Origin of the sequence: Bifidobacterium adolescentis ATCC 15703, assembly GCF_000010425.1 — a bacterium.
GTDB classification, from domain to species: domain Bacteria; phylum Actinomycetota; class Actinomycetes; order Actinomycetales; family Bifidobacteriaceae; genus Bifidobacterium; species Bifidobacterium adolescentis.
The window spans coordinates 901,063-924,772 of sequence record NC_008618.1 but is presented as its reverse complement, the minus strand read 5'-3'; the positions used below and the strand labels follow the sequence as shown (position 1 = coordinate 924,772).

At 58.9% G+C, this 23,710-nt stretch carries 23 protein-coding genes, 1 tRNA gene, 1 pseudogene and 1 riboswitch; of the genes and pseudogenes, 5 read left to right on the top strand and 20 right to left on the bottom strand.

All coding sequences use genetic code 11. The annotated features are described in order from the left end of the window. Positions 1–10: 10 nt before the first annotated feature. The 6 genes from BAD_RS03925 to BAD_RS03900 all read right to left on the bottom strand — a co-directional run bounded on the left by BAD_RS03925 (position 11) and on the right by BAD_RS03900 (position 4,302). A complete protein-coding gene (locus tag BAD_RS03925) occupies positions 11–628 on the bottom strand; it encodes an MptD family putative ECF transporter S component (RefSeq protein WP_041777291.1) in 618 nt (205 codons plus the stop codon). 180 nt (positions 629–808) lie between these two features. Next, positions 809–1,183: a fluoride efflux transporter FluC gene (locus tag BAD_RS03920; RefSeq protein WP_003809412.1), complete on the bottom strand. Its 375-nt coding sequence runs from the start codon at positions 1,181–1,183 to the stop codon at positions 809–811. Continuing rightward, a complete protein-coding gene (locus tag BAD_RS03915) occupies positions 1,183–1,638 on the bottom strand; it encodes a FluC/FEX family fluoride channel (RefSeq protein WP_041777290.1) in 456 nt (151 codons plus the stop codon). Before BAD_RS03915 ends, BAD_RS03920 begins: the two co-directional genes overlap by 1 nt. 94 nt (positions 1,639–1,732) lie before the next feature. Then, positions 1,733–1,810: riboswitch (Fluoride riboswitch) on the bottom strand. Between the two features lie 59 nt (positions 1,811–1,869). Further along, a complete protein-coding gene (locus tag BAD_RS03910; RefSeq protein WP_011743138.1) occupies positions 1,870–3,246 on the bottom strand; it encodes an MFS transporter in 1,377 nt (458 codons plus the stop codon). Further along, positions 3,243–3,719 (bottom strand): MarR family winged helix-turn-helix transcriptional regulator, encoded by a 477-nt coding sequence (locus BAD_RS03905; protein WP_003809417.1) that lies wholly within the window; start codon positions 3,717–3,719, stop codon positions 3,243–3,245. The genes BAD_RS03910 and BAD_RS03905 overlap by 4 nt, the downstream gene beginning before the upstream one ends. A 175-nt stretch (positions 3,720–3,894) precedes the next feature. Beyond that, entirely contained in the window at positions 3,895–4,302 is a 408-nt protein-coding gene (locus BAD_RS03900) for a cupin domain-containing protein (protein ID WP_011743136.1), read from the bottom strand. A 365-nt stretch (positions 4,303–4,667) separates the two neighbouring features. On the opposite strand from BAD_RS03900, the gene BAD_RS03895 reads away from it, so the two are divergent. Further along, a complete protein-coding gene (locus BAD_RS03895) occupies positions 4,668–5,066 on the top strand; it encodes an aldo/keto reductase (RefSeq protein WP_003809420.1) in 399 nt (132 codons plus the stop codon). Between the two features lie 23 nt (positions 5,067–5,089). On the opposite strand, the gene BAD_RS03890 is transcribed toward BAD_RS03895, so the two are convergent. The 6 genes from BAD_RS03890 to BAD_RS03865 form a co-directional block, all read right to left on the bottom strand. Continuing rightward, positions 5,090–5,869: a MerR family transcriptional regulator gene (locus BAD_RS03890; RefSeq protein ID WP_229026954.1), complete on the bottom strand. Its 780-nt coding sequence runs from the start codon at positions 5,867–5,869 to the stop codon at positions 5,090–5,092. A 77-nt stretch (positions 5,870–5,946) separates the two neighbouring features. After that, positions 5,947–7,269, bottom strand: a complete 1,323-nt coding sequence (locus tag BAD_RS03885; protein ID WP_231837109.1) for an MATE family efflux transporter — start codon at positions 7,267–7,269, stop codon at positions 5,947–5,949. Between the two features lie 145 nt (positions 7,270–7,414). After that, positions 7,415–8,782: a hypothetical protein gene (locus BAD_RS03880; RefSeq protein ID WP_003809428.1), complete on the bottom strand. Its 1,368-nt coding sequence runs from the start codon at positions 8,780–8,782 to the stop codon at positions 7,415–7,417. 206 nt (positions 8,783–8,988) lie between these two features. Continuing rightward, positions 8,989–10,434, bottom strand: coding sequence for an NAD(P)(+) transhydrogenase (Re/Si-specific) subunit beta (locus BAD_RS03875; RefSeq protein WP_011743133.1), 1,446 nt, complete (start codon positions 10,432–10,434; stop codon positions 8,989–8,991). Next, the gene (locus BAD_RS03870) at positions 10,435–10,740 is read right to left on the bottom strand and encodes an NAD(P) transhydrogenase subunit alpha (RefSeq protein ID WP_003809446.1); all 306 of its coding nucleotides are present in this window, start codon (positions 10,738–10,740) and stop codon (positions 10,435–10,437) included. 4 nt (positions 10,741–10,744) lie between these two features. Next, a complete protein-coding gene (locus tag BAD_RS03865) occupies positions 10,745–11,890 on the bottom strand; it encodes an NAD(P) transhydrogenase subunit alpha (RefSeq protein WP_003809448.1) in 1,146 nt (381 codons plus the stop codon). A gap of 235 nt (positions 11,891–12,125) precedes the next feature. Here BAD_RS03865 and BAD_RS03860 point away from each other — a divergent pair, with 235 nt between their 5' ends. Then, positions 12,126–14,162: an AMP-dependent synthetase/ligase gene (locus BAD_RS03860; protein WP_003809451.1), complete on the top strand. Its 2,037-nt coding sequence runs from the start codon at positions 12,126–12,128 to the stop codon at positions 14,160–14,162. A gap of 193 nt (positions 14,163–14,355) precedes the next feature. Here BAD_RS03860 and era read toward each other — a convergent pair whose 3' ends face one another. The 6 genes and pseudogenes from era to BAD_RS03830 form a co-directional block, all read right to left on the bottom strand. Beyond that, entirely contained in the window at positions 14,356–15,354 is a 999-nt protein-coding gene (era, locus tag BAD_RS03855) for a GTPase Era (RefSeq protein ID WP_003809452.1), read from the bottom strand. After that, a complete protein-coding gene (locus BAD_RS03850) occupies positions 15,347–16,765 on the bottom strand; it encodes a hemolysin family protein (RefSeq protein ID WP_003809453.1) in 1,419 nt (472 codons plus the stop codon). The genes era and BAD_RS03850 overlap by 8 nt, the downstream gene beginning before the upstream one ends. Before the next feature lie 48 nt (positions 16,766–16,813). Next, positions 16,814–17,359, bottom strand: a complete 546-nt coding sequence (gene ybeY, locus BAD_RS03845) for an rRNA maturation RNase YbeY (RefSeq protein WP_011743132.1) — start codon at positions 17,357–17,359, stop codon at positions 16,814–16,816. Between the two features lie 63 nt (positions 17,360–17,422). Then, positions 17,423–18,493 (bottom strand): annotated as a pseudogene (locus tag BAD_RS03840) (PhoH family protein); the annotation flags it as partial. A 44-nt stretch (positions 18,494–18,537) separates the two neighbouring features. Then, positions 18,538–18,873 carry a histidine triad nucleotide-binding protein gene (locus BAD_RS03835; protein ID WP_011743131.1) on the bottom strand — a complete coding sequence of 112 codons (336 nt, stop codon included), beginning with the start codon at positions 18,871–18,873 and terminating at the stop codon, positions 18,538–18,540. Positions 18,874–18,967: 94 nt separating this feature from the next. Then, positions 18,968–19,765 carry a 16S rRNA (uracil(1498)-N(3))-methyltransferase gene (locus BAD_RS03830; RefSeq protein ID WP_011743130.1) on the bottom strand — a complete coding sequence of 266 codons (798 nt, stop codon included), beginning with the start codon at positions 19,763–19,765 and terminating at the stop codon, positions 18,968–18,970. A gap of 121 nt (positions 19,766–19,886) precedes the next feature. Here BAD_RS03830 and BAD_RS03825 point away from each other — a divergent pair. The 3 genes from BAD_RS03825 (at position 19,887) to glgC (ending at position 22,344) form a co-directional block, all read left to right on the top strand. Beyond that, positions 19,887–19,974 (top strand) — tRNA-Leu (locus tag BAD_RS03825). A 67-nt stretch (positions 19,975–20,041) separates the two neighbouring features. Next, complete coding sequence (locus tag BAD_RS03820; RefSeq protein WP_003809463.1) at positions 20,042–20,920, top strand: TrmH family RNA methyltransferase; 879 nt, start codon at positions 20,042–20,044, stop codon at positions 20,918–20,920. A 179-nt stretch (positions 20,921–21,099) separates the two neighbouring features. Then, positions 21,100–22,344 (top strand): glucose-1-phosphate adenylyltransferase, encoded by a 1,245-nt coding sequence (glgC, locus tag BAD_RS03815; RefSeq protein WP_003809465.1) that lies wholly within the window; start codon positions 21,100–21,102, stop codon positions 22,342–22,344. 117 nt (positions 22,345–22,461) lie between these two features. Here glgC and BAD_RS03810 read toward each other — a convergent pair whose 3' ends face one another. Both BAD_RS03810 and sufU read right to left on the bottom strand, forming a co-directional pair. Continuing rightward, positions 22,462–23,049: a metal-sulfur cluster assembly factor gene (locus BAD_RS03810; protein WP_011743129.1), complete on the bottom strand. Its 588-nt coding sequence runs from the start codon at positions 23,047–23,049 to the stop codon at positions 22,462–22,464. A gap of 104 nt (positions 23,050–23,153) precedes the next feature. Continuing rightward, a complete protein-coding gene (gene sufU, locus BAD_RS03805; protein WP_011743128.1) occupies positions 23,154–23,705 on the bottom strand; it encodes a Fe-S cluster assembly sulfur transfer protein SufU in 552 nt (183 codons plus the stop codon). Positions 23,706–23,710: the final 5 nt, after the last annotated feature.

Below are 23,710 nucleotides of genomic sequence, written 5' to 3'. Positions count from 1 at the left end.
TCCAGGGCCATCAGATGATGCCGGTCTTCGCAAAATGCTTCTTCAGCATACGCTGCCCAAACCAGCCTCCGAGCAACGCACATACCAGTACCGCTATCATGGCAATGAAAAACGTGCCGGTATTGACATGTGCGAACACACCATCGATATAGGACGAGTCCTTGCCACGGGCCTGCAGACTGGCCACATAGGCATCCTTCATGAACCACAACGGCAGAATCGGACCGGTCAGCCCATAGCAGAACACGACATAACTCGCCAGGATACCTGTCTTGCTCCGATAGTCCCCGGCGCGAGCGATGGCATCAGCGATGACCGGAAACACGATGCTCGCAGCAAGGGAAAGGATGAAATGTCCGGATACGAACAAGAACAATCCGACGACGATGCCCATCACGCTAATCGCGCCGAATTTTCCGACCTTGGCAACCAGGAGCATATATACGCAACCACAGATCAATGCGGCGACCGCAGGCAGAAGAATCATGCCGAATCCCATCAAAGCCACGGAACTGAACAGCGTGGCCACGGCGACCAGCACGAAATACAAGGCAGTGAACACACCTATCGTGATGAGATCGGGAATGGTCAGATGCCTCGACTTGGTCGACATGCCCTGCTGCGTCATGGTCAGTCCTTTCGATTGTCATGGGCGGCCAGCCACCAATGTATCGAGGAAACACGGAAAAGACAATAGTTTTTCCTCGTTTTCATGGAAAACTATCCAATCCGCGTCGCGGTAATCCATAAACCATCCATACCCAGAGACAATGAAACGACGCCCCGAGTCAACGTCCTCGCTCCAGTCTCAGACGACAAGGCAATATCCCAATGCCGCGGCCATCACAGGAACCACCACCGACGTCAGCACATATCCCACGAACACGGTGATCCGCCCACCGCGCAACAACGTCACGGATTCGTTCATCATGGTGGAGAATGTGGAGAATCCACCAAGGAAGCCGGTCGCCAACATCACATGCGCGGGATCCGACAGAAACCGGCGTGAGTACAGACCTGCAATCACGCCTGCCAGGAATCCGGCAATACTGTTGATCACAAAGGTCGACAAAGGAAATGCCTTATGCCAAGAAGCTTTGATAACGGAATCACAAACATACCTTGCGGCGGCGCCGAGACCACCACACAGGCACACCGATACGGCGATGACCGCATTATTCATCAGTCCGCCTCCTTGCCCATGGCATGGCGATCACCATCGTTATGCTCAGTACCGGCAAACCGCAGCCCGACATGCGCGCCAACGTATGCCAGCAGACAGCCCACGATGAAGGTCGTGCAACAATACGCCGCACAATCCATGGCTTTGCCGTCATGCAGCATAGTGAATTCCTCGAGGGCGAGAGTGGACATGGTGGACAATCCTCCACACATGCCCATGCCACATCCACGGTTCACATATTCCTTCGCGCGTCCCACGATTCTGCGGGTTCCTCCCAGCCATGCCGAAAGCGCCGCGTATACGAAGCAGGCGGCCATATTCGCCGCGAATGTGCCGATATGGAATGCGCCGCAGTCGGGAATGACCGAACAAGCGTAGCGTAATGCGGTTCCGATGCATCCCCCAAGGAACACCACGCATATGAGATCGACTCGAATGATATGTTGTCGTGCCATGTATCTTCTTTCCAGCGAGGTGCCGAACCAATATGACAGACATGGAAGAATGGCGATGCCACAACCGCTGAAAGCCATAAGGTACAGCACACCCTATGTCGTAGGAACCATCAGCGGGTTTGCGGTTCGAAGCCTGTAACGGCTTCAGGCGAGTCCCATCACCGCAGTCCAGTATATCCGGCACGCGAGGCCATCCGTACCATCATTCACGATGCGGACAACTTCCCCGGACTACCGCAACGTACGATCCATAACCGTTGCCAATAGCGCGGCGACCCCCAAAACCGCAACTGTGATGCCAATGCCGTGGAGCCCTCCATCAGTGACCGTCTCACCGAAGAACACGCCACTCAATGAGGACGCACCGATAGACCCGATATAGATGGACGTGCGCAGCAGACCAGACGACGTGCCAATATGCTCGGATGCCGCTCGGCGATATAGCACGGTCTGACTGGTCGACATGCTGAGTCCCAACACCAGTCCCGCGACAGCGGAGGCGGTCAACGGCAATACGACCATGCCAGCGGATGACGTGCAAGTCAACAACATGCCCACCGTCACCATCGCCGAACAGCACACCATCAACGGCAGGCGCACTATCGGCTTCTTCGCGATGGATAACGAAGCCACTGTCGCCACCACCCCCATCGGAATGATGAACATGCCGGAAACACCGGCGTTCATATGGCAGGCATCCTCCAGCCACTGGGGCAAGGCGTACATGACCACATAAGCGCCAAGCATGGTGAGCATCGCACGCAGAAAATTCAACGTCATCACACTATCCGCCGCGAGTGAACGCACATCGACGAAAGGCGTTGCCGCATGCAACTCCCACGCGACAAAAGCCAACAAAGCGATGACAGTGACGCAACCGGACACCTTGTCGAAAGTAGGCAAACTCATAAGAACAATCAGCAGCGCGCTGATTGTGATGGAGAATAGCAACAGACCCATGACATCGAGATGCGCGATGAAGAAGGATACGGTCATGCGATGTTCATGCTTCGCATCGGGCTCGATGCTTGCCAATCCCAGCACAATCGTGATGATGCCGACCAACACGTTGACGAAGAAGGTGGAGCGCCATCCCAAAAAGGTGACCAACAGGCCGCCCAACGGTGGACCGACAGCGATGAGCACCAGTCCCACCATAGCGAGAATGGAAAGGACCAACGAAGGCGGTTCCGCCAATCCCATGCGATCGGCCCGTCTGCGAACCAGCAGCATGGCAGCAGGATAGCCACAGGATGTGCCCGCACCAATAAGCACACGCGACGTCAGCAGCACGCCGAGATTCGGAGCGAAACCACCCAGTAGTCCTCCAATCATGACCAATGCCGCACCGGCCATGAACACCGAGCGAGGACCAATGATCTCAGAAAGCTTGCCCGCCGTCGGCTGCGCGATGGCACATGTCAGGTACAGCGCAGATATCAGCAGGGTCGCCCTTCCGGCATCAATCCGCAAATCATGTGAAATCGGTGCGAGCGCCGTCGAGATAAGCGTGCTGTTGACAGGGTTGAGACCGACCCCAAATATCATCGCCATGATGAAGGTCTTGGGAAACGCGGGAGTTTCTCTTGTCTTATCAGCCGTCTTCATCGCGTGTCGCCTCCCGTCGGCAGCGATTCCGTGGCGGCGATGCGTTCGATCAATGTGGTCGCAGCGGCGAGGTCCCCGCGCTCGCCGTCATCCAATGCATATTCGATGGCATGCGCCAGCCAAGTTGTTTGGCTAGCGGTTACGTGGGCGAGGAACGCATGTCCTTCATCGGTCAAGCCGACCAGTCGACGACGACGATCTTTCGAATCGGCATGCTGTGTGACATACCCTGTGGACCTCAGTAGTTCAAGACGCTGGGTGATGGCCTGTTGCGATACGTGTTCGTACGCGGCCAAAGTCGATACCGACAGTTCTCCCTCGGTATCCAGCCGCTTCAACATGGCAAGCTGCGAAGCGGTGATGCCCCGTTCCGCGATGCCGGCCTCATGCTTCATCCGAGCTTGCAGCCTGCTGACCGCAATCGCCAATTCCATGGCGACATCCGATGTCGAATATTCGTCTTTCGTATCCATTTCGATTGCCTCCAGCTGGCCGCCATAGCACTTACACAAGCTACTTGTACAATCTGCTTGCGGATTTCCTCGCATGACGCCACTCGCCGCAAGGCTTCAAACCGTTATCGCCCTGAACAACAAAAAGGGCCATCCCACTTTTGCAGGATGGCCCTCCATATAAGAACAACAGACCTCAGGCAAGTTTGCCGTAGGCTTCGGCATCCACCGGCTCGAGCCATTCGTTGCTCATGGATGCCGGATCGCCCGCAGGGACCATGAAGGCTAGATGCGAGCATGATTCGCCGGGGGCGGCGCCATGCCAGTGCTTCGTATCCGCGGGGATGCAGACGGCCTGCCCGGCCTTGAGCTCCTTTGGCTCCTGTCCCTCGATCTGGTAGTAACCGCGACCGCCGACCGCGATGAGTACCTGCGCCGCGTTGTGATGGATGTGCCAGTTGTTGCGGCAACCCGGCTCGAAGGTCACGTTATGGATGGCAATCTGCGGAGTCTCGAGCACCGGAGCAAGGTAGCTCTGTCCCACGAAGTACTGCGCGAAGCCGTCGTTCGGTTCTCCCATCGGGAATGCGCTCGGATTTTCCATTGTCGACCCGTCCTTTCATTTATGCTCTGTACCGTTCCCTATTCAACGCCCGGCGAAAAAGAATGTCCAATGTGAGTATGGTATATCGTTCCATGCGTCGATTGCATATCAAACCATTCATGCGAGGTATTGGTTCTGCCAATCGAAACGGGATATGCTGACCTTCCGAACATCAACGGCAGAAGAGCTTCAGTATGACTGACATGAGCTACGCCCCACTGGGATGGTCCGGCATCCAAGTTTCCAAGGTCTGCCTTGGCGGTATGAGTTTCGGCAAGACCTCCCCGTAGTTCCATCAGTGGACCATCGATGCCGACGCCACCGAACAGCCGTCAGTACAACATGGCGCTCACCCCATACTCCCCATGGCGTCCGGCCATCTGACCCATCCGTCCTGGGATTCCGATTCCAAACGCGGCACCACCGACGGCACCATGCGCAACAAGTACGATCAGGCACGTGCGCAGGATATGCCGATCATCGAACGCGTGCACGGGCTCGCGGAACGGCTCGGCGTGCCGATGGCGCGGATCGCCCTCGCCTGGCATTGGGCCAAGGACGTCACGGCACCGATCGTCGGCTGCTCGAAGACGGAGCGCGTGGATGATGTCATCGAAGCACTTGGAGTAAAACTCAGCGAATCCGACATCGCCTATCTTGAGGAGCCGTACACGGCGCATGAACTGGTCGGCCCATTGGCCAGGCCGGGCGAGCGCGCGCTGGCCGGCACCCTTGCGCCGACCCTGAAGGAGAAAGCCAAGTAGCGCCACACGTCGCCGGAAAGTGGCTAGCGCACCGGGATGCAGATCTCGGTCACGAACTGGGCGGGATCCGATGTCAACCCTTCATCGATCAACGCGATCTCACGTGAGAACCCGGTGATGTCGAGACCCTGCTCTGCGGTGTACCATATCAGCTCGCGATACCGGTCGGGGGCATCGCCATGACTCCCCCGGAACCGGATGCGCACGCAATCGGTCTCCGGCAATGCCACGGTGTCGCCCTCATATTCGTCCTCGTCGTCAAGCAATAGGAACACCAACCCGTAATCGGCATATCCGCCCTGTTCCAACGATTCCTTGTCAATGCCGACGCCGACCTTGCCGAGGAAGACCAGCGAATCCTTCTGATGCTGCTCCAGCTTGCGGATCGAATATTCCAGGCCGAGATACGAGTCGACCTTCGGTGAATCCCTGATCCAGACGATCCTGCAGGCGGGTTGCCGCACAACACGTATCACGTCGAATTCGGACTGCTCAGCGTCCCGCAGCCGCTCCAAGCGATGGTCGATCTTCCGCTGGACCATTTCCAGCTCATGCTGTTTGCGCTCGATCAGGGCTTTCTGTGCAACAAGCTTGTCCTCGATGACATGCACGTCGCGATTGTGCAGGAACTCGGCTATCTGCGTCAACGGCATATCCAGCACACGCAGGTACCGGATGGTGTTCAGCACCTCGAACTGCTTGGCACCGTAATACCGGTACCCGGTGCGCGGGTCGATATATTCGGGTTCCAGCAAGCCGCAACGCTCATAATGCCGAAGCGTGCCCAGCGACACATTGAACATATCTGCAACCTTGCCTATACGGAACAGTCTGCCGTCACCCGGCAAAGCGTCGCGCCCTCCACTTCGCTCACTCGCCGTCATGCACGCGCCTTCTCCGAAATTACGCCGTGACGCTTGAGCCACGCGTAGAAGCCAAGACAGATCAGCACGGAAAGCAGCGATCCGGCGGGTGCGGCGACGCCCATGGGGAACAAGGTGTTCGGGAACAGCTTGGATGCCAGATACGCCCCGGGCACACGGACCAGGGTGATGGCCACGATATTGTGGATGAATCCGATATAGGAGCGCCCGCATGCGGCGAAGAAGCCGCTGAAGCAGAAGTGGATGCCCGCGAAGATGCTGTCGACGATGTAGCTGCGGATGTACTGTGTTCCCAGCAGGATTACCGTCGCATCGGTGGTGAACAGGCCGACGATGGAGCCCGCCGTCAGTTCCACCACAATCGATATGACGATGCCGTAGACGACGGTGATCGCGGTGGCGTATCGCAGTGTCTTCGTCGCTCGCTCCATCCTGCCGGCACCGATGTTCTGCGCCGAGACGGCGGATACCGTGGCCAGCATGGACGACGGTACCAGGAACAACGCGCTGATCACCTTTTCGACGACGCCGACAGCTGCCGCATCGTTCAGGCCACGGTAGTTGGCGATGACCGTGATGATGATGAAGGCGATCTGGATGCAGCCGTCCTGAACCGCCGTCGGCACTCCGATGCCGAGAATGCCGCGGAGCATGGCCCTATCGGGGCGAAGATCGCCGAACTTCAGTCTGATGCCCGTACGCCGGCGGCGAATCGCCACCAATGTCACGGTCACACTGATGGCCTGCGCCAGTGTGGTGCCCAATGCCGCGCCCGAGGGACCAAGACGCAGCCAGCCCATAAACAGGTAGTCGAACACGATGTTGCAGAAGCATGCAACCGCAATGAAATACATGGGGCTTTTCGAATCGCCCATCCCACGGAACACCGAGCTGATAATGTTGTACGCGACGATGAACGGGATGCCGATATAGCAGATGGTCAGATACTGCGCGGTTCCCTCGACGGCTTCGACTGGCACGCCGATCAGCGAGATGATGTTGTGCACGTTCAACAGCAGAACGACCGTCAGCGCCAACGCGATTCCTGCGAACAGCGTGATGACGTTGCCGATGGCCTTGGCCGCACGGTCGAGCCTGTTCGCGCCGACCGCACGGCCGATGGTGACGGTCGCGCCCATGGCAAGACCCACGATGACCACGGTGAGCATGTACAGCACCTGGCTGCCGTTCGCCACCGCGGTGATGCCGTCGATGCCGATGAACTGTCCGGCGATGAACAGATCGGCCATGCCGTACAGCGTCTGCAGGAAATACGACAGCAGATATGGCAACGCGAAGGTGACGATCGTTCTGAACACGCTTCCCGTTGTCAGGTTCTTTCCCATGGGTTGTCTCTTATCCTCCCGTTTCGGCCTATGTCTTCCAGCAGGAAGGCTAAACCTTACAATGGTTGTAGAGTCAATCCCAAAGCATTGTCATGTCCAATATGCGGAAAACCGTCTTTCACCCCATGACCGGAGCGGTGGCTTCGTCTTCCCCGTCCGGCTCGTCGGCGAGACCCATGAGCTCTCCCATCTTGTCCGCGTACACGCCCGTCTCATGCATGAGCAGGGCCCGCACTGCCCGAAGCGATTCGCGATCCCGAGGAAGACGGTACAAGGCGATGGTCGCGGCCATTTCGCCAAGCTTTTCATAGTTGTCCAACATGCGTTTGCGATCCTTGTGCGAAGCGAGCATCGCATCCATGCGATCCTCCGGTTCGGCGAAAAAGATATATCCGGCAAGGGTAAGCAGCAGACCAGCCTTCCTCACATTGCGTGCCTGGCTGTCAAGTTCTTTGACACCATTCTCGAACATGGTTCGATCACGCAGTCTGAAGCCTTCCTGGAGAAGACCCGAAGCCGACGGCCCCATAAGGGAGATGGCAAGGTCATGCAGATAGAGCGGGTCTTTCCATATATCCTCCACTTCATATACGCCATTGTCCTCGATCTCGGCCAGTAGTTGGGCGACGGGCTTAGTGTTCTCATCCCACAGATTCCGATATGCCTCCACAATGTGTTCGGCGTCATACAGATATCTGGCATCGAGGCAAGCCGGATATTCCAATGAGCTGGTGACGCTCAGATCCACAGAACAGGCATATTCCAGATCCGCCTTGATCCGCATATCCTGCAACTGGGCGCATACATGCCTGTATCGGAAATCGGGATCACATCCCAATTCGACCACTTTCGGATCATCGCGGAGCATACACATACCCAATCCCCCATAAGCGAGAACCATCAGCGCCGCATCAGCGGCCCTAGGCTCGCCCCCTCCCCATCGCAACAGAGTGTATGCGGCCAGACGGTAGGTCTGTCGCAGGTATTCCATCATGCATTCGAGCCGTTTCCTCCTTCCGCCTCCGCTCTTCTTCCCCTTGGTCTTTTTCCTTCGGAACACCTCACGTGTATCGAACAGACCAAGCTGGAACGGCATCCTGTTGCTCGGCCGATGCGTCGCCACCGCGACGGAAGCATCATTAATCATTTCATACAGCCATGCGCTCATGCCGTATTTACGAACCACATTGCGGCATCCGGTCAGGAATTCGGCATCATAGCCTATTTGGAACCGATCCAATATGATCATATCCATGTCGAGGTTCACCGGCCATGACGTGCCGCCGAACAAGTCATCCGCAAGCTCGTGCACCACGTCATCGAACAGGGAAAGCGGACCTTCCATATCGTGTTCGAGACGTATCCGATCAAGGTCCGCGAAACAACGCCCCGAGCTGTACCGGTCGAAGCGCTCGATCAGCCGATCCATCGTTTGCAGGAAAGCCTGTTCGTCCATATTGAATGGCGTGGCCACGGCAACTGTCATATGCAACTCCTTCGTCGTAGAGATGCACCTACTGTCGCATATCCGTCCACCTCTCCGTCACAATCCTTTGAAAAAAGTGAATAAGTGGACAATTTCCACCTATCCACACCCCCATACCTGTCTGTGGACAACTTGCGCAATAACAAAAGGCCCTTCCTCCAAAAAGAGGAAGGGCCTGATCTTCGCGTAGGCGACGAGCCGGTCCGTCAGTTGATGAGTTCCTTGACCGCTGCGATGACGGCCTGCAGACTCGCCTTGGCGTCACCAAACAGCATCTGCGTGTTGTCTTCGAAGTACAGCTCGTTCTGGATGCCGGCATAACCGGTGCCACGGCCACGCTTCATGACCACCACGTTCTGCGCCTTGTCGACGTCGAGAATCGGCATGCCGGAAACCGGGGTGCCCGGCTTGCGGGCGGCCGGATTGGTCACGTCGTTGGCGCCGACCACCAGAGCCACGTTGGCCTGCGGGAACTGCGGATTGATGTCATCCAGGTCGACGAGCTCCTCATACGGGACGTTGGCCTCGGCGAGCAGCACGTTCATATGGCCAGGCATACGGCCTGCCACCGGATGGATGGCGTAGGAGACTTCGACGCCGTGGTCCTTGAGCAGGGTGCCAAGGTCAGCGAGCTCACGCTGGGCCTGGGCCTGGGCCAGACCGAAGCCCGGCACGAAGATGACCTTCTCTGCGTAGACGAGCTGGACGGCCAGATCGTCGGCGGAGGTTTCCTTCATGGTGCCTTCAGGACCTTCACCAGCGCCGGCAGCGGCGTTGGATCCGCCAAAGCCGCCGGCAAGGACGGACAGCAGCGGACGGTTCATGGCCTTGGACATGGCGATGGACAGGGTCACGCCCGCCGCACCGACGAGCGCGCCGGCCACGATCAGGGCGATGTTGTTGATGGCCAGACCGGACATGGCCACTGCGGTGCCGGTGCAGGCGTTCAACACGGAGATGACGACCGGCATATCAGCGCCGCCGATCGGGATGACGAACACGAGGCCGTAGCACAGGGCGAACACGGTGGTCAGGATCGACCAGAGCAGACGCTGGTTCGGCTGCACGCACAGCATCACGAAGGACACGATGGTGAGCACGACGAACAGGATGTTCCAGAAGCCCTTGCCCGGCAGGCTCAGCTTCTTGACCCACTTGATGCCCTGCAGCTTGCCGGCTGCGATCAGCGAGCCGGAGAAGGTGACGGAGCCGATCATAATGCCCAGTCCAGCAGTGATGAGCACCACAATGGACGGAGTTTCGGCGGAGGTCAGAATGTCGTTCAGAGCAACAAGCGCAGCCGCGCCACCGCCTACGGTGTTGAACACGGAGACAAGCTGCGGCATGTCGGTCATCTTGACCTTCTTGGCGGAGACCACGCCCGCCACGGCGCCGATGACGATGCCGACGATCAGCACCACGACGGCGACGGAGTGTTTGAAACCGTTGGAGATCTCACCGGCGAACAGCACGATGAAGGCCATGGCCACGGCGAACACCATGCCGATGGCGGAGACCATGTTGCCCTTGCGGGCGGTCTTCGGGGAGTTCATCAGGTGCAGGCCGATGACGAACATCACTGCGGCCAGCAGGTAGACGAACCATTCGATGACGCCGAGCGGCGTGCTCAGCATTTCGGCCAGGGTACCCATTTACTTGGCCTCCTCTTCCTTCTTCTTGCCCTTGTCGGACTTGAACATCTCCAGCATGCGGTCGGTGACGACGTAGCCGCCGACGACGTTCATCGTGCCCAGCACGGCGGCCAGGAAGATGAACACCCAGGCGAGCGGACTGGTGGCGTGCGCGGCGACGATGACGACGCCCGCGATGACGATGCCGTGGATGGAGTTGGCGCCCGACATCAGCGGGGTGTGCAGGGTGGCGGGCACCTTGCCGATGACCTCGACGCCGATGAGCAGCGCGAGGACGAACAGTGTGATCGCAACGACGATATCCATTGCTTTACTCCTCTTCCTTCTTGGCTTCCTCGCCGCGGCCGGCCACGACCATGGCGTTGTCGAGCTCTTCGTTCAGGTCGATGGCGAGCTTGCCGTCACGCACGAAATGCGCCAGCACGTCGGCCACGTTGCGGCTCAGCAGGTTGGATGCGGTGGTGGACACGCCGCTGGCCAGATACGGGGCGCCGATGATGGTCACGCCGTTGTCGGTGACCTGGGTGCCGACGGAGGAGCCTTCGACATTGCCGCCAAGGTCGCTTGCCGCGCAATCGACGATGACGGCGCCACGATGCAGACCGGCCACACCGGCCTTGGTCAGAAGGACCGGAGGCTTGCGTCCCGGCACTTTGGCGGTGGTGATGACGATGTCGAAGCCGGCGGCCTTCTGATCGACCGCGGCCTGCTGCTGGGCCTGCTCTTCGGCGCTCAGCGCGCGTGCGTAGCCGCCTTCGCCCTGGCCCTTGGAGAAGTCAAGACCAAGGTCGAGGAACTTGGCGCCCAAGGATTCGACTTCGCCCTTGGATGCCGGACGCACGTCGTACGCGGTGACGACGGCGCCGAGACGCTTGGCGGTGCCGATGGCCTGCAGGCCGGCGATACCGGCGCCCAGAATAAGCACCTTGGCCGGGCGGATGGTGCCAGCGGCGGTGGTCATCATCGGCAGGAAGGAACCGTACGCGTTGGCTGCCACGATGGCGGCCTTGTAGCCCATCACGGAGTTCTGCGACGTCATTTCGTCCATGGACTGCGCGGAGCTCAGCTGACGCGGCAGCTTTTCCATGGCGACGCCGACCAGACCGGCCTTCTCGATCGCGGCGACGTAATCGGCATCGGTGAACGATCCCAACATGCCAATGATCCATGTGCCCTGCTTGACGCGGGCGAGCAGCTCATTGCTTGGACGGTCCACAAAACCCAGCGCGTCGGCGCGTGCTATCACATCGTCGGCGGAGACGACCTGCGCGCCCGCCTTCGTATAATCTTCATCAACGTAGTGCGATGCGACGCCCGCACCGGACTCAATCAGACATGTAACACCTGATTTACGCAACCTCGTTACGATATCCGGTGTCAGAGCAACACGGGACTCGTGTTCGGAAGTCTCATTGAGAACTCCGAAGACCACGGTGGCTTCAGCTTTTTCAGCCATAGGTGCCCTTTCTTCCTCGTTAAAGAAATCTAATGAACAGATACAGCGCCCAAGTGTAACGTACACGGCAACATCGCGGCCGCAATCGTTCATCTTTCGAATCACGGGCTGTATCCGGCATGCGCCGCCCGTTTCCCTGATGGCCTGTCACCTTACGCTACCGTAAGGTGACGTGTCGCGCGCGACGGGCTATCATTCCTTCTTTAGATACCGTTTATATACGTAGGAGAGTCACGTGTCCATCATCACCTCGTTGAACAAGCAGGCCACTAATCTCGCAAGAAAGGCGTTGCGCCTGGGCAACGATTTCGTGCACCCGGTCAGCGACGATTCCGGCAATACACCGGATTACAACGACCCGAACAGCATCCTCTCCCCCGATGGCCATATCGAGCTGCCGCACACCGCTGAATGGGGACCGGGATACCCGTCCACCACGTTCCTTGACCCCGAAACCGGACTGTTGACCACGAAGACAGAGGGCAATCCGCCGCTAGACGAAGGCACCTCCATCTACGATATCTACGCCGACCGCGCCGCTCGTATGGGCGACGAACCATTGTACACGTTCAAGCAAGATGGCGATTGGCACACCAAGACCGCAAATGAGACGCTCGCCGACATCCGCGCCGTCGCGAAGGGCTTGCTGCATTATGGTTTGAAGAAGGGCGATGGCGTGGCTTTCATGTGCCGCACCTCCTACGATTGGGATGTGTTCGACGCGGCCGTCATGGCCTGCGGCGGCGTGCTCGCCACGATTTACGATACCGATTCCGCCGAGCAGATCCGCAATATCGTCAACAATTCCGATGCGCGTCTGCTGGTCGTGGAAACCACTGATATGAAGGCGAAGGCGGACGGGGCCGAAACCGAATGCCCGACTTTGGAGCACATCGTCTGCTTCGAGACCGGTGGTCTTGACGAGATCAAGGCGTATGGCTCCGGTGTGAGCGATGAGGCGCTCGATGCGCGAATCGATTCCGTGCAGAAGACCGATCTGTGCTCCATTGTGTACACGTCCGGTTCGACCGCCGCGCCGAAGGGCGTGGAGATGACGCATGAGCATTATTGCGCCACCGCGTTCAATCTGCCCGATTATATGCCGGAACTGCTGCATGACAAGAAGAACACCGTCCTGCTGTTCCTGCCTCAGGCGCATTCCTTCGCCCGTGCCATCAACTACATCTGCGTAGCAAGCAATCTGCATATTTATATCGCGCAGGGCATCAAGACGTTGACCGCCGATTTGCAGGTGGCCAAGCCGACCATCATGATCGTTGTTCCGCGTGTGCTGGAGAAGGTGTACAACGCTGCTTCCCAGAAGGCCGGTCATGGCGCCAAGGGCGTTGCTTTCGCCGCAGCCGTGGTCGCCGCGCAGAATTATATGAAGGAAGTCAGCACCAAGGGGAAGACCGGAACGCTTACCAAGGCACGTCGCGCGGCGTTCGATCCGGTGGTCTATGCCTCGCTGCGTGAGGTGCTCGGCGGACGCGCCAAGTGGATCGTCGCGGGCGGTGCGCCGCTTGATCCGGAGTTGTTGGCGTTCTTCCGTGGTGCCGGCGTGCCGGTCTACGAAGGCTACGGATTGACCGAAACCACCGCGCCGTGCGCGTTCAACGTGCTTGGCGTGCCGTATCATCAGGGTTCCGTCGGCATCGCGTTCCCTGGTTTCGAGCTGCGTATCGCCGAGGATGGGGAGATTCAGGTCAAGGGCGCTTCGGTGTTCCCGAAGTACCATAAGAACGGCGAGGCCACCGAGGATTCCTTTACCGAGGATGGCTGGTACAAGACCGGCGACTTGGGCCGCATTGACGACGATGGCTTCCTGTACATCATCGGACGCAAGAAGGATCTCATCATCACCGCCGGCGGCAAGAACGTCTCCCCTGGCCCGATCGAGGATGTCATCAAGCGTTGCGAATTCGTCTCTCAGGCGTTGGTGCTTGGCGACAAGCGTCCGTTCATCTCCGCGCTGATCACGCTTGACGAGGAAGCGTTGCGTCCATGGCTGGAAAGCAAGGGTCTCAACCGAGATATGTCGATGGAGGAGGCCTCCAGCAACGCGGCCGTCCGCGCCGAAGTCCAGAAGTGGGTCGATCAGGCCAATGAGGGCGTGTCCCGTGCCGAATCCGTGCGTAAGTTCATCATCCTGCCGGAGGAGTTCACACAGGAGAACGGTTTGATGACCGCTTCCATGAAGGTCATCCGTCCGAAGGTGATCAAGCGTTACGCCACCCTGCTGAACACGCAAATGTACACCAAGAAGAAGTGACCATCCAGCACCAACAAGCTTAGAGCATAAGAAAGCCTGCCGCATAAACAGCGGCAGGCTTTATTGTTCCCACCCGGAAAAAAATCAGAAGCCCAGCTTCTCAAGCTGCTTGGCTGAGCCGTCAAACGGGCAGCCCAGTGGGCTGACCGTAGGCGAAGTGAGCGGCTTCGCCGCGAAGCGGATCCTAAGCGGCTTAGAAGCCCAGCTTCTCAAGCTGCTTAGGATCCGACTGCCATCCCTTGGCCACCTTGACATGCAGGTCGAGCTTGGCCTTCTGCCCGACGATGCGGTTGACCGCGGTGCGCAGCTTCTTCTTGACGCGTACCAGATGCTCCGCGTTATGTCCGATGATGATCGGCTTCTGCGAATCACGTTCCACGTAGATCGACACAATCACCTGCGCCTTGCCCGCGTAGGATTCGCCGCTGTCGTTGTCTTCCGGATATTCGATGGAATCCACCACCACGGCGAGCGAATGCGGCAGCTCGTCATCCAATTCCTCCAGGAACGCGCCTCGAATCAGTTCGGCGATGGTGTCTTCCGGACGTTCTTCGGTGATTTGCTCGGCCGGATACATCTGCGGTCCTTCGGGCATGTTCTCCACCAGCACGTTGCGTACTTCGGCGAGATTGTCGTGCTCGAGGGCGCTCACCGGCACAATGTCGGTGAAGTCGGCGAACTCGTTGATTTCGATGAGCTTGTCGATCAAAGCGCTTCGGTCCAATTCGTCGATTTTGGTGACGATGGCGATCAGCGGCACCTTCCATTTGAATGTGCCGTCGTCGCGTTTGACGGCGAAATCAGAACGCAGCCTGCTCAGAATGCGTTTGTCGCCGGGGCCGATTTCCTGGTCGGCGGGTAGCAGGAAGGCGATCGCGTCGACATCGGATAGCGATTCGTCGACGACATCGTTCAGCCGCTGTCCGAGCAGCGTACGCGGACGGTGGATACCGGGGGTATCGACCAGCACGATCTGCGCGTTGTCTGTGGTCAGAATGCCGCGGATGGCCTTACGTGTAGTCTCCGGACGGGATGAGGCGATGGCGATCTGCGTGCCGATAAGCGCGTTGATCAGCGTCGATTTGCCGACGTTCGGACGTCCGACCACCGCGACGAAGCCGGAACGATATGGAACGGGGGCTTCGGCGTCGGAATGCTGGGAAGCCGGTTCGGTCACATCTGCGTCAGTCATGCTTGTCCTTGGAATCCTTGTCGTCATGGGATGCCTCTTCGGCACCGTTCGTATGGTCTTCGTGTTGTTCAGTTTCGTCCACGCCCTCGACGTGGGCCGGTTCCACCACGATGGTGGACACTTTCTTGCGGCGTCCCGCGGAGTCGACCGCGGTCAGGCGCAGGCCCCTGGTGACGGCCGTCGAACCGACGATCGGCACGCGGCCAAGCAGCTTGGTGAGCAGACCGTATACCGTGTCGACGTCGTCCTCGTCGATGTCGATTTCGAAGATCTCCTCCAAGTCGGCGATGGGCGTGCGTGCCGGCATGCTCCATTTGTTCTCGCCGATTTGTTCCGGATCGGCATGCTGGGTACGGTCGTGCTCGTCCTCCAGTTCGCCGACGATCTGTTCGATGGTGTCTTCGATGGTGACCAGGCCGGCGATGCCGCCGTATTCATCCACGACGATAGCCACATGCTGGCGGGTGCGCTGCATCTGGTGGAACAGGTCGTCGACCGGCTTGGATTCGGGCACCAGCATCGGGTCACGGACGATGGATTCGACATCGCGGGATATCGCCGCGGGATTGAACGCCGTGGCGCGCACGGCATCCTTCAGGTATGCCACGCCGACCAGATCATCCACATCATCGCCGATGACCGGTATACGGGAGAATCCGGAACGGGAGCACAATTTCAGCATGTTCTCCAGCGTCTCCCCGCGTTCGATGCAAATCATATCAGTGCGCGGCACCATGATCTCACGCGTCAACGTTTCGGACAACGTCAATACGTTGCGCAGCATTTCGGAAACCTCAGGGTCGAAATCATTCGCCTCGACCAGACGATCTATGGTGGCGCGCCCTTGTTCGAGTTGGATTTTTTCAAGCTCCTCATCGTCCGACAGATCATTCGAATGACGTTTCGCATCCTTCTGTCCGCCGATTTTAGCGAACGGCGTCAAAGCCACCGCGACCGACGCCGCATCGGCATGCTTCAGCATCAGATCGACCGGTTTGGAGGCGCCCGCGCTACGTGGACGGACCAGCAGCGAAATCACCGCGACCACCAGCGCGAACACGAAGCCGACAAGCAGTCCCGCCCATAACGGTGCATCGCACAACGACGCGATCGCGGCGACCAACACACCGTCAAGCACATTGCAGGTGATGCGGAAGAACGCGCATGAACCGGCGGTCGCGTAGCGGTCGGCGATCAGCCGCTGCACCTTGTGGATGCGTTTGATCTTCTTGTCGCGTATGAATTGCGACGCCTCCGTATCCGTCTGAATCTCAAGAATGAGGTTGTTCAGACTTGCCCTCGTGACACGTCCCACCGCGCCTTCCGTCGCGGCCATCGACAGCGACAGCCAGACCAGCAGCAATGCGATGACGACGAGAATCGCAATCATCGTGATAGTCGTTGTTTCCATGGTTCGTCAACCCCCACTTTCGAAACCGTCGGATGATGCATCATGCCGTCATTTGGCCGTTTTGCCGCCGGCCGCGTGTTCGCGGTCCCATTCGGCGAGCGCATCCGGCGTGCCGGCGGGAAGCGTCGCCCGCGCGCCGGCTCCCTGTCGAAGCGCGAAGAACGTCAATAGCAGCTGGCGTTGCAAGCCGAACATCTGCCGTTCCTGTTCGGGTGTGACATGGTCGTATCCGAGCAGGTGGAGGATGCCGTGGATGGTCAGCAGCATCATTTCCTCCATGGTGCTGTGGCCGGCCGCGAGCGCCTGCTGGGCGGCCACCCACGGGCATAGCACGATGTCGCCCAGCACGCCTTCCATTTCGGTTCCGCCGTCTCCGGGGCGCAGTTCGTCCATTGGGAAGCTCATGACGTCGGTGGGGCCTTCGAGGTTCATCCAACGCATGTGCAGTTGGGCGATGGGATCCGGGTCCACGAACATGATGGTCAGGTCGGATTGTGTGCTGACCCTCATCTGGCTCATGACCCATACGCCGAGGTCGGAAAAGATTTTGCCGTCGATCTGCCAGGCGGTTTCGTTCGTCACTTCAACGCTCATTTATGCGTTTTCCTTGTTCTTGTCGTCGAATGGTTGCGATGATGCGGCACGCGCGCTTCTGCTGTGGTCTCCCGCTATGGCCGTGTGCCTGTCGTAAGCGGCGACGATTTTGCCCACGAGCGCGTGGCGGACCACGTCTTCGGGCTTCAGGTGGGCGAAGGCGATGTCGTCGATGCCGTCGAGGATGCGTTCGATGGTGGCCAGACCTGATTTCGGCACGGTCAGATCCACTTGGGTCACGTCGCCGGTGATGACCATTTTGGTGTTGAATCCCAGTCGGGTCAGGAACATCTTCATCTGCTGTTCGGTGGTGTTCTGGGCCTCGTCGAGGATCACGAACGCGTCGTTGAGCGTGCGGCCGCGCATGTAGGCGAGCGGCGCCACTTCGATGGTGCCGTCGTCCATGTATCGCTTGAGCTGGTCCGCTCCGAGCATGTCGGACAGCGCGTCGTACAGCGGTCGCAGGTACGGGTCGACCTTTTCGTTGAGCGTGCCCGGCAGGAAACCGAGGTTCTCCCCTGCTTCGACGGCGGGACGGGTCAGTATGATGCGCCGGACCTGCCTGTCTTGGAAAGCACGTACCGCTTTGGCTACGGCAAGATAGGTTTTGCCGGTGCCTGCCGGTCCGATGGCGAAGGTGATGGTGTGCGATTCGATGGCGTTGACGTAGGCTATCTGTCCGGCGGTTTTGGCACGGACCGGTTTGCCGAGCGCGAAGGTGATGACGCCCGGCACGTGAGGACGCCGCCTGTCGGCGGTTTCCTCACGATGGGACGCGTGCGACTGTTGCCTGCCGGCCATGCGCAATTCCTCCACCACGCGGCCGTGGCCGGGATGTGTGGCGCGGACCGGATTTTTAAGCACGTTCTGGTCGAGCATGCGACGGACGGTATCGGCGTCCATCGGCGCGGTATAGGCGGCTTGGATGATATCGGCAACCACCTGTTCGGCTTGGGCGGCTTGGGATTCGGATTTGCTGGAATGCGACATGATGGCGATGCGGTTGCCCCGTACGATGATGGTCAGGTCGGGGAACGCACGTTCGACTTCCCGAAGTACCTCGTCCACAGGGCCGAGCACGGTCACCGGATCAAGCTGTTGGGGTATCGCGATGGTGCGTGTAGTGGTGGGCACAGAACCTCTTCCGATGTCGGTATTGGCGGTAGGCAGTATGTGGACTATTCGTCGAGCTTTTCGCCGGTAAGCACGTGGGCGTGCACGTGGAACACGGTCTGTCCGGCGTCGATTCCGGTGTTGAAGATCAGACGGAAGGCGCCATGGAACTCCTGGTCGGCGATTTTCTGCGCCACTTCGGCCATGTGGGCGAGCTGTGCCGGATCCTCTTTGGCGAGTTCGGCGACGTTCGCGTAGTGCTTGCGCGGCACGATCAGTACGTGCACCTTGGCTTTCGGATTGATGTCCTTGAAGGCGTAGGTGGCATCGTCCTCGTACACCTTCTCGCTGGGAATCTCACCTGCGATGATCTTGCAGAACAGGCAATCCTTGTCGCTCATAACGCTCCTTATCGGTATTGGAAAAACCTTCGCTACCATGCTACACCAGCAGGAAACGGGGCGATTCCGGCAATTTCACGCAATGGAGCCGGGATCAGACGAAACGTCCCAATGCTCGCGCGAGCAATGACAGCGCGACCGGACCGGCGGTGGACGCACGTAGGATGTTGCTTCCCAGCACGCACACTTCGGCGCCGGCTTTCGTGAACGCCTCGACTTCGGCGTCGCTGATGCCGCCTTCCGGACCGACGAGCACATATATGGTGCGCGGACGTCCGTCCTTCAGACACGTATCGGACAGTTTGGCGATACCGGTTTCCAGTTGTTCCCAGGTCTTCGTGGCATCTTGATGCAGCACGATCACCATGTCGCCATGCACGCATGCGCGCTTGCAGATGGCGACCACCTGCTTGCTGGTCACGCAATCGTCCAGCTGGGGCGTCCACGATCTGCGCGACTGTTCGGTGGCGGATTCCAGCACCTGCCTCCACTTTTTGTCAGTACGTCCTGCCTTCCATTTGGCGATGGAACGGTCGGCCTGCCAGGGAATCACCTGATCGACGCCGATCTGCGTGGCCATATCGATCGCCTGCTCGTCATGGCCGGTTTTGGCGAGAGCCTGCACCAGCGCGAGCCTGGTGACCGGCTGCGGCTCCTTGCCGAATCGCAGCACTTCCGCGATTCCCTGCTGCACGTCGCGCAGTACGGCGTGGATGCGCAATCCCCTGCCGTCGGAAAGCTGCAGTTCGTCGCCGTCCTTCAATCGCATGGCCTGGATGGCGTGCCTGCGTACGGATGAGGGAAGCGTCAGCCTCCATCCGGCGTTGAGCTCGTCGCTGTTCACCGGTACGTCGTCATGGTCCGTATCAAGCAGAAAAAGGGCATCAGTCATAGCTTCCGAGCCTATCAGGAACCCCACATAACCCATATCGGACCTATCGCGACACGCCGGGATTTGCATCATGGATTTCAACTGCTATAGTTTTCATTCGTTGCCGCTGAGCAACACACCTGTCCGGGTGGCGGAATGGTAGACGCGCTAGCTTGAGGTGCTAGTGCCTATTTTATACAGGCGTGCGGGTTCAAGTCCCGCTCCGGACACCGGAATAAACCCCTTGGAGACAAGGGGTTTTCTTGTATCTGACGAAAGATTGGCGGAATACGGGCAATGCGGTTCATTCATCTTGACTCCATCGACGACGAGCGTGTGGCGGCTTATGTGAATCTCACGGAAATCCAGCTGCGCAACAGGCTGGAGCCCAGCAAGGGATTGTTCATCGCCGAATCGCCCAAAGTGATAGACCGTGCCCTGGCCGCTGGACGCGAGCCGATTTCCCTGCTGGTCGAGGAGTCGTGGATCGACGGCATGAGCGGCATGTTCGATGTCATCGAGAAACGTTGGGGCGATGGCATTCCCGTGTATGTCGCTTCGCCTGAGCAGCTCAAACGTCTAACCGGCTACCGGCTGCATCGCGGAGCCCTTGCCGCGATGAAACGCTGGTCCCTGCCCAGCGTCGAAGAGGTCTGCCGTGGCGCTCGACGGGTCGCGGTCATGGAGAATATCGTCGACCACACGAATGTGGGCGCTCTCATGCGTTCGGCTGCGGCGCTCGACGTGGATGCGGTGCTCGTCACTCCGTCCTGTGGCGACCCGTTGTACCGGCGCGCGGCACGCGTGTCCATGGGCACGGTGTTCCAAGTGCCGTGGACGCGCATCGGAGGGGACGACAAGCATTATTGGCCGTTCACCGGCATGCGGGAACTGCATGATCTGGGGTTCACCACCGTAGCGATGGCGCTTGAGGATGATTCCATTTCTTTGGCCGAATTGGTCCGCCGTCTCAACAACGCCGAGACTGAAAGCGACCATATTGACAAGCTCGCGTTGATTTTCGGTACCGAAGGAGATGGACTGTCGCACCACACCATCTCCCGCGCCGACCTTACGGTGAAGATTCCCATGAGCCACGGCGTGGACAGTCTCAATGTCGCCGCATCAAGCGCGGTCGCCTTCTATGCGACGCGTCGAGTGGACCATCATGCGTGAGACGCGCATGAACGCATGGTGAAACGTTGCTGAAACGAACTGGAAATTTTCAAGACTCGCGCTGCAAACTCCTTGCGATTTGCTGAATTTATGCAATCATAGTGTGCGTAAGCGGTTTCGTGATGAAGCGGACCGACCGTGCGTACGGTGTCGCAAGACGCTCTCAGAGAGGAGTTCCCATGGCGAAGAACCCAAAGATTCTTTCCATCGTGCTGGCAGGCGGTGAGGGCACCCGTCTGATGCCATTGACCAGGGACAGGGCCAAGCCTGCCGTCCCATTCGGCGGCGTGTTCCGTCTGATTGATTTTCCGCTGAGCAATCTGGTGAATTCCGGCTACATGCAGACGGTCGTGCTTACCCAGTACAAGTCCCATTCGCTTGACCGCCATATCTCCACTGTATGGCGTTTCTCGCCGCTGTTGGGCAACTACGTCTCCCCTGTGCCGGCGCAGCAGCGTCTCGGCAAGCATTGGTATCTCGGCTCGGCCGACGCCATCTACCAGACCATCAACATCATTGAGGACGTGCAGCCCGACATCGTGGTGATTGTCGGCGCCGACCATGTCTATCGCATGGATTTCCAGCAGATGGTGCAGCAGCACATCGAATCCGGCGCGGAATTCACCGTTGCCGGCATCCGTCAGCCCATCAGCCAGTCCAACCAGTTCGGTGTGATCGAGGTCGATCCCGATCATCCGAATATGATCAAGAGCTTCCAGGAGAAGCCGCAGACCACCACGGGACTGCCGGACGACCCGAATTCCATCCTGGCCTCCATGGGCAACTATGTGGCCAACACCGATGCCTTGTTCGCGGCGCTTTCGTTGGATGAGAAGGCCGAGGATACGAAGCATGATATGGGCGGCGACATCGCGCCGTATTTCGCGGCACGCAACGAGGCCGGCGTCTACGATTTCAATTCCAACGAGATTCCGGGAGCCACACCGACCGACCACGCCTACTGGCGTGACGTGGGCACGCTGAAGCAGTTCTACGATGCGCATATGGATCTGATCTCCTATGTGCCGGAGTTCAACCTGTACAACACCGAATGGCCTATCTACACGCTGTCCGGCAACCTGCCGCCGGCGAAGTTCGTGCATGCCGGCCGCGACCGCCTGGGCCATGCCACCGATTCGATCGTCTCCCCCGGCGTCATCGTTTCCGGCGGCGAGGTGCACCATTCCGTCCTGTCGCCGAACGTGCGCATCCATTCGTGGTCTCAGGTCGTCGATTCGATTCTGTTCGACGGTGTGGTCGTCAACCGTCGCGCGCGGGTCTACAAGGCGATTCTCGACAAGAACGTCGTGTTGACGGAGAATTCGACCGTTGGCATCGATACCGAGCATGATTTGGCGCGTGGCTTCACCGTCACGCCGGAAGGCATCACCGTGGTGCCGAAGGGTACCGTGGTCGACGACTGACATACGTCGTAATACGAAAGGCGCGCTTCCCCGTTCGGGAGGCGCGCCTTTCGTATGTTGTTCCGTTTTTCTTACGTTTGGCGGCTGCGGTTCACTGCACGGCAACCGCAGCAAACGTCAGTATTTCGGCAGATTGTCGAAATTGAAGCCGAGCGCGGCGAGCTGGTCACGGCCTTCCGGCGTGATCTTGTCCATCGTCCAACGAGGTTGCCAGGTCCAGTCGATGCGGAATTCTTCGACGAGACCGGCGAGGGTGCTGGCGCATTCGTCTTCGATCAGGTCGGTCAGCGGGCAGGCCGGCGTGGTGAGCGTCATCGTGATGATGGCTCGGCCCAGTTCGTCGATTTCGATGCCGTAAACCAGACCAAGGTCGATGACGTCGATGCCGAGTTCCGGGTCGATGACCTGGTGCAGGGCTTCTTTCACGTCAGCTGCCGTGGCACGTCCGATATCGTCGACGGCTTTCAGCGGAATGTCGTCATCCTGCGGTTGGGAGCATCCGCACGCGTCGGCATGATTGCCACAGCCGCAAGTGTCCTGCCCGTCTTTTTTGGATTCCTTGTTCACCGGTTTGCCGTCCTTGAACCCTTTGGCCAGGTTCGGATTGAGCATGACGCGACGGGCCGCGTCCTCATCGTTGCCCAAGGCCTTGGTCACGGAATCGAAGATCGACGCCTGCGGTTCGGGTACCAGGGTGTCGCTCATTGTCTCTCCAAACTGTTGATGGACGTTGCTTGTATCTGTTGAGCAAGAATAGCGCGTCGCTTGGGGTTTGTCACTAGTGTTTTTCCAAACGCCGAGTTGAAGGCTCAGGCTTTCGCGGCCAGAGCCTTGGCCACGGCGTCCTTCATGCCCTCCCAGCCGAGCAGCGCGCATTTGATGCGCATCGGATACTGGGAGACCCCTTGGAAGACGATGCCGTCCTCCAAGGATTCCTCGGCCTGTTCGTCATTCAGTCCTTTGCCGCGTGACTCCATAAGCTTATGGAAGGTTTCGGCGAGTTTCATGGCCTCGTCCACGGTTTTGCCTTCGACGAGATCGACCATGACGGACAGGCTGGCTTGGGAGATGGAGCATCCGTGGCCATCCCATACGAGCCGTTCGATGGTGTATGGCTCGGCATCGGAGACTTCGGCATGGATGGTGGCCTCGTCACCACAGGTCGGGTTGAATTGGTGCGATTCTCCCGGCGTGCAGTATTCGTGGCTGGCCTGCACCGTGGTTTCGGCGGCATGCGAGGCGTTTTCCGAAGCGAGGTCAGGTGCGAAATGCTCCTTGCCGTGCGGGTTCTTCGCGGCTTCGAGGATGACTTCCTGGTACATCTGCTCAAGGTCGCTTCCGGACATCTCAAAATCACTCATATTTC

Bases quoted from the DNA above. Each gene is read 5' to 3' on its own strand.
- BAD_RS03920 (WP_003809412.1), bottom strand. From the start codon at position 1,183: ATGAATAATGCGGTCATCGCCGTATCGGTGTGCCTGTGTGGTGGTCTC.
- era (WP_003809452.1), bottom strand. From the start codon at position 15,354: ATGACTGACGCAGATGTGACCGAACCGGCTTCCCAGCATTCCGACGCC.
- BAD_RS03895 (WP_003809420.1), top strand. From the start codon at position 4,668: ATGGCGTCCGGCCATCTGACCCATCCGTCCTGGGATTCCGATTCCAAA.
- sufU (WP_011743128.1), bottom strand. From the start codon at position 23,705: ATGAGTGATTTTGAGATGTCCGGAAGCGACCTTGAGCAGATGTACCAG.
- ybeY (WP_011743132.1), bottom strand. From the start codon at position 17,359: ATGAGCGTTGAAGTGACGAACGAAACCGCCTGGCAGATCGACGGCAAA.
- BAD_RS03915 (WP_041777290.1), bottom strand. From the start codon at position 1,638: ATGGCACGACAACATATCATTCGAGTCGATCTCATATGCGTGGTGTTC.
- BAD_RS03910 (WP_011743138.1), bottom strand. From the start codon at position 3,246: ATGAAGACGGCTGATAAGACAAGAGAAACTCCCGCGTTTCCCAAGACC.
- BAD_RS03875 (WP_011743133.1), bottom strand. From the start codon at position 10,434: ATGGGTACCCTGGCCGAAATGCTGAGCACGCCGCTCGGCGTCATCGAA.
- BAD_RS03890 (WP_229026954.1), bottom strand. From the start codon at position 5,869: ATGTTCAATGTGTCGCTGGGCACGCTTCGGCATTATGAGCGTTGCGGC.
- BAD_RS03880 (WP_003809428.1), bottom strand. From the start codon at position 8,782: ATGACAGTTGCCGTGGCCACGCCATTCAATATGGACGAACAGGCTTTC.
- BAD_RS03820 (WP_003809463.1), top strand. From the start codon at position 20,042: ATGCGGTTCATTCATCTTGACTCCATCGACGACGAGCGTGTGGCGGCT.
- BAD_RS03810 (WP_011743129.1), bottom strand. From the start codon at position 23,049: ATGAGCGACACCCTGGTACCCGAACCGCAGGCGTCGATCTTCGATTCC.
- BAD_RS03925 (WP_041777291.1), bottom strand. From the start codon at position 628: ATGACGCAGCAGGGCATGTCGACCAAGTCGAGGCATCTGACCATTCCC.
- BAD_RS03905 (WP_003809417.1), bottom strand. From the start codon at position 3,719: ATGGATACGAAAGACGAATATTCGACATCGGATGTCGCCATGGAATTG.
- BAD_RS03830 (WP_011743130.1), bottom strand. From the start codon at position 19,765: ATGACTGATGCCCTTTTTCTGCTTGATACGGACCATGACGACGTACCG.
- BAD_RS03850 (WP_003809453.1), bottom strand. From the start codon at position 16,765: ATGGAAACAACGACTATCACGATGATTGCGATTCTCGTCGTCATCGCA.
- BAD_RS03900 (WP_011743136.1), bottom strand. From the start codon at position 4,302: ATGGAAAATCCGAGCGCATTCCCGATGGGAGAACCGAACGACGGCTTC.
- glgC (WP_003809465.1), top strand. From the start codon at position 21,100: ATGGCGAAGAACCCAAAGATTCTTTCCATCGTGCTGGCAGGCGGTGAG.
- BAD_RS03870 (WP_003809446.1), bottom strand. From the start codon at position 10,740: ATGGATATCGTCGTTGCGATCACACTGTTCGTCCTCGCGCTGCTCATC.
- BAD_RS03835 (WP_011743131.1), bottom strand. From the start codon at position 18,873: ATGAGCGACAAGGATTGCCTGTTCTGCAAGATCATCGCAGGTGAGATT.
- BAD_RS03865 (WP_003809448.1), bottom strand. From the start codon at position 11,890: ATGGCTGAAAAAGCTGAAGCCACCGTGGTCTTCGGAGTTCTCAATGAG.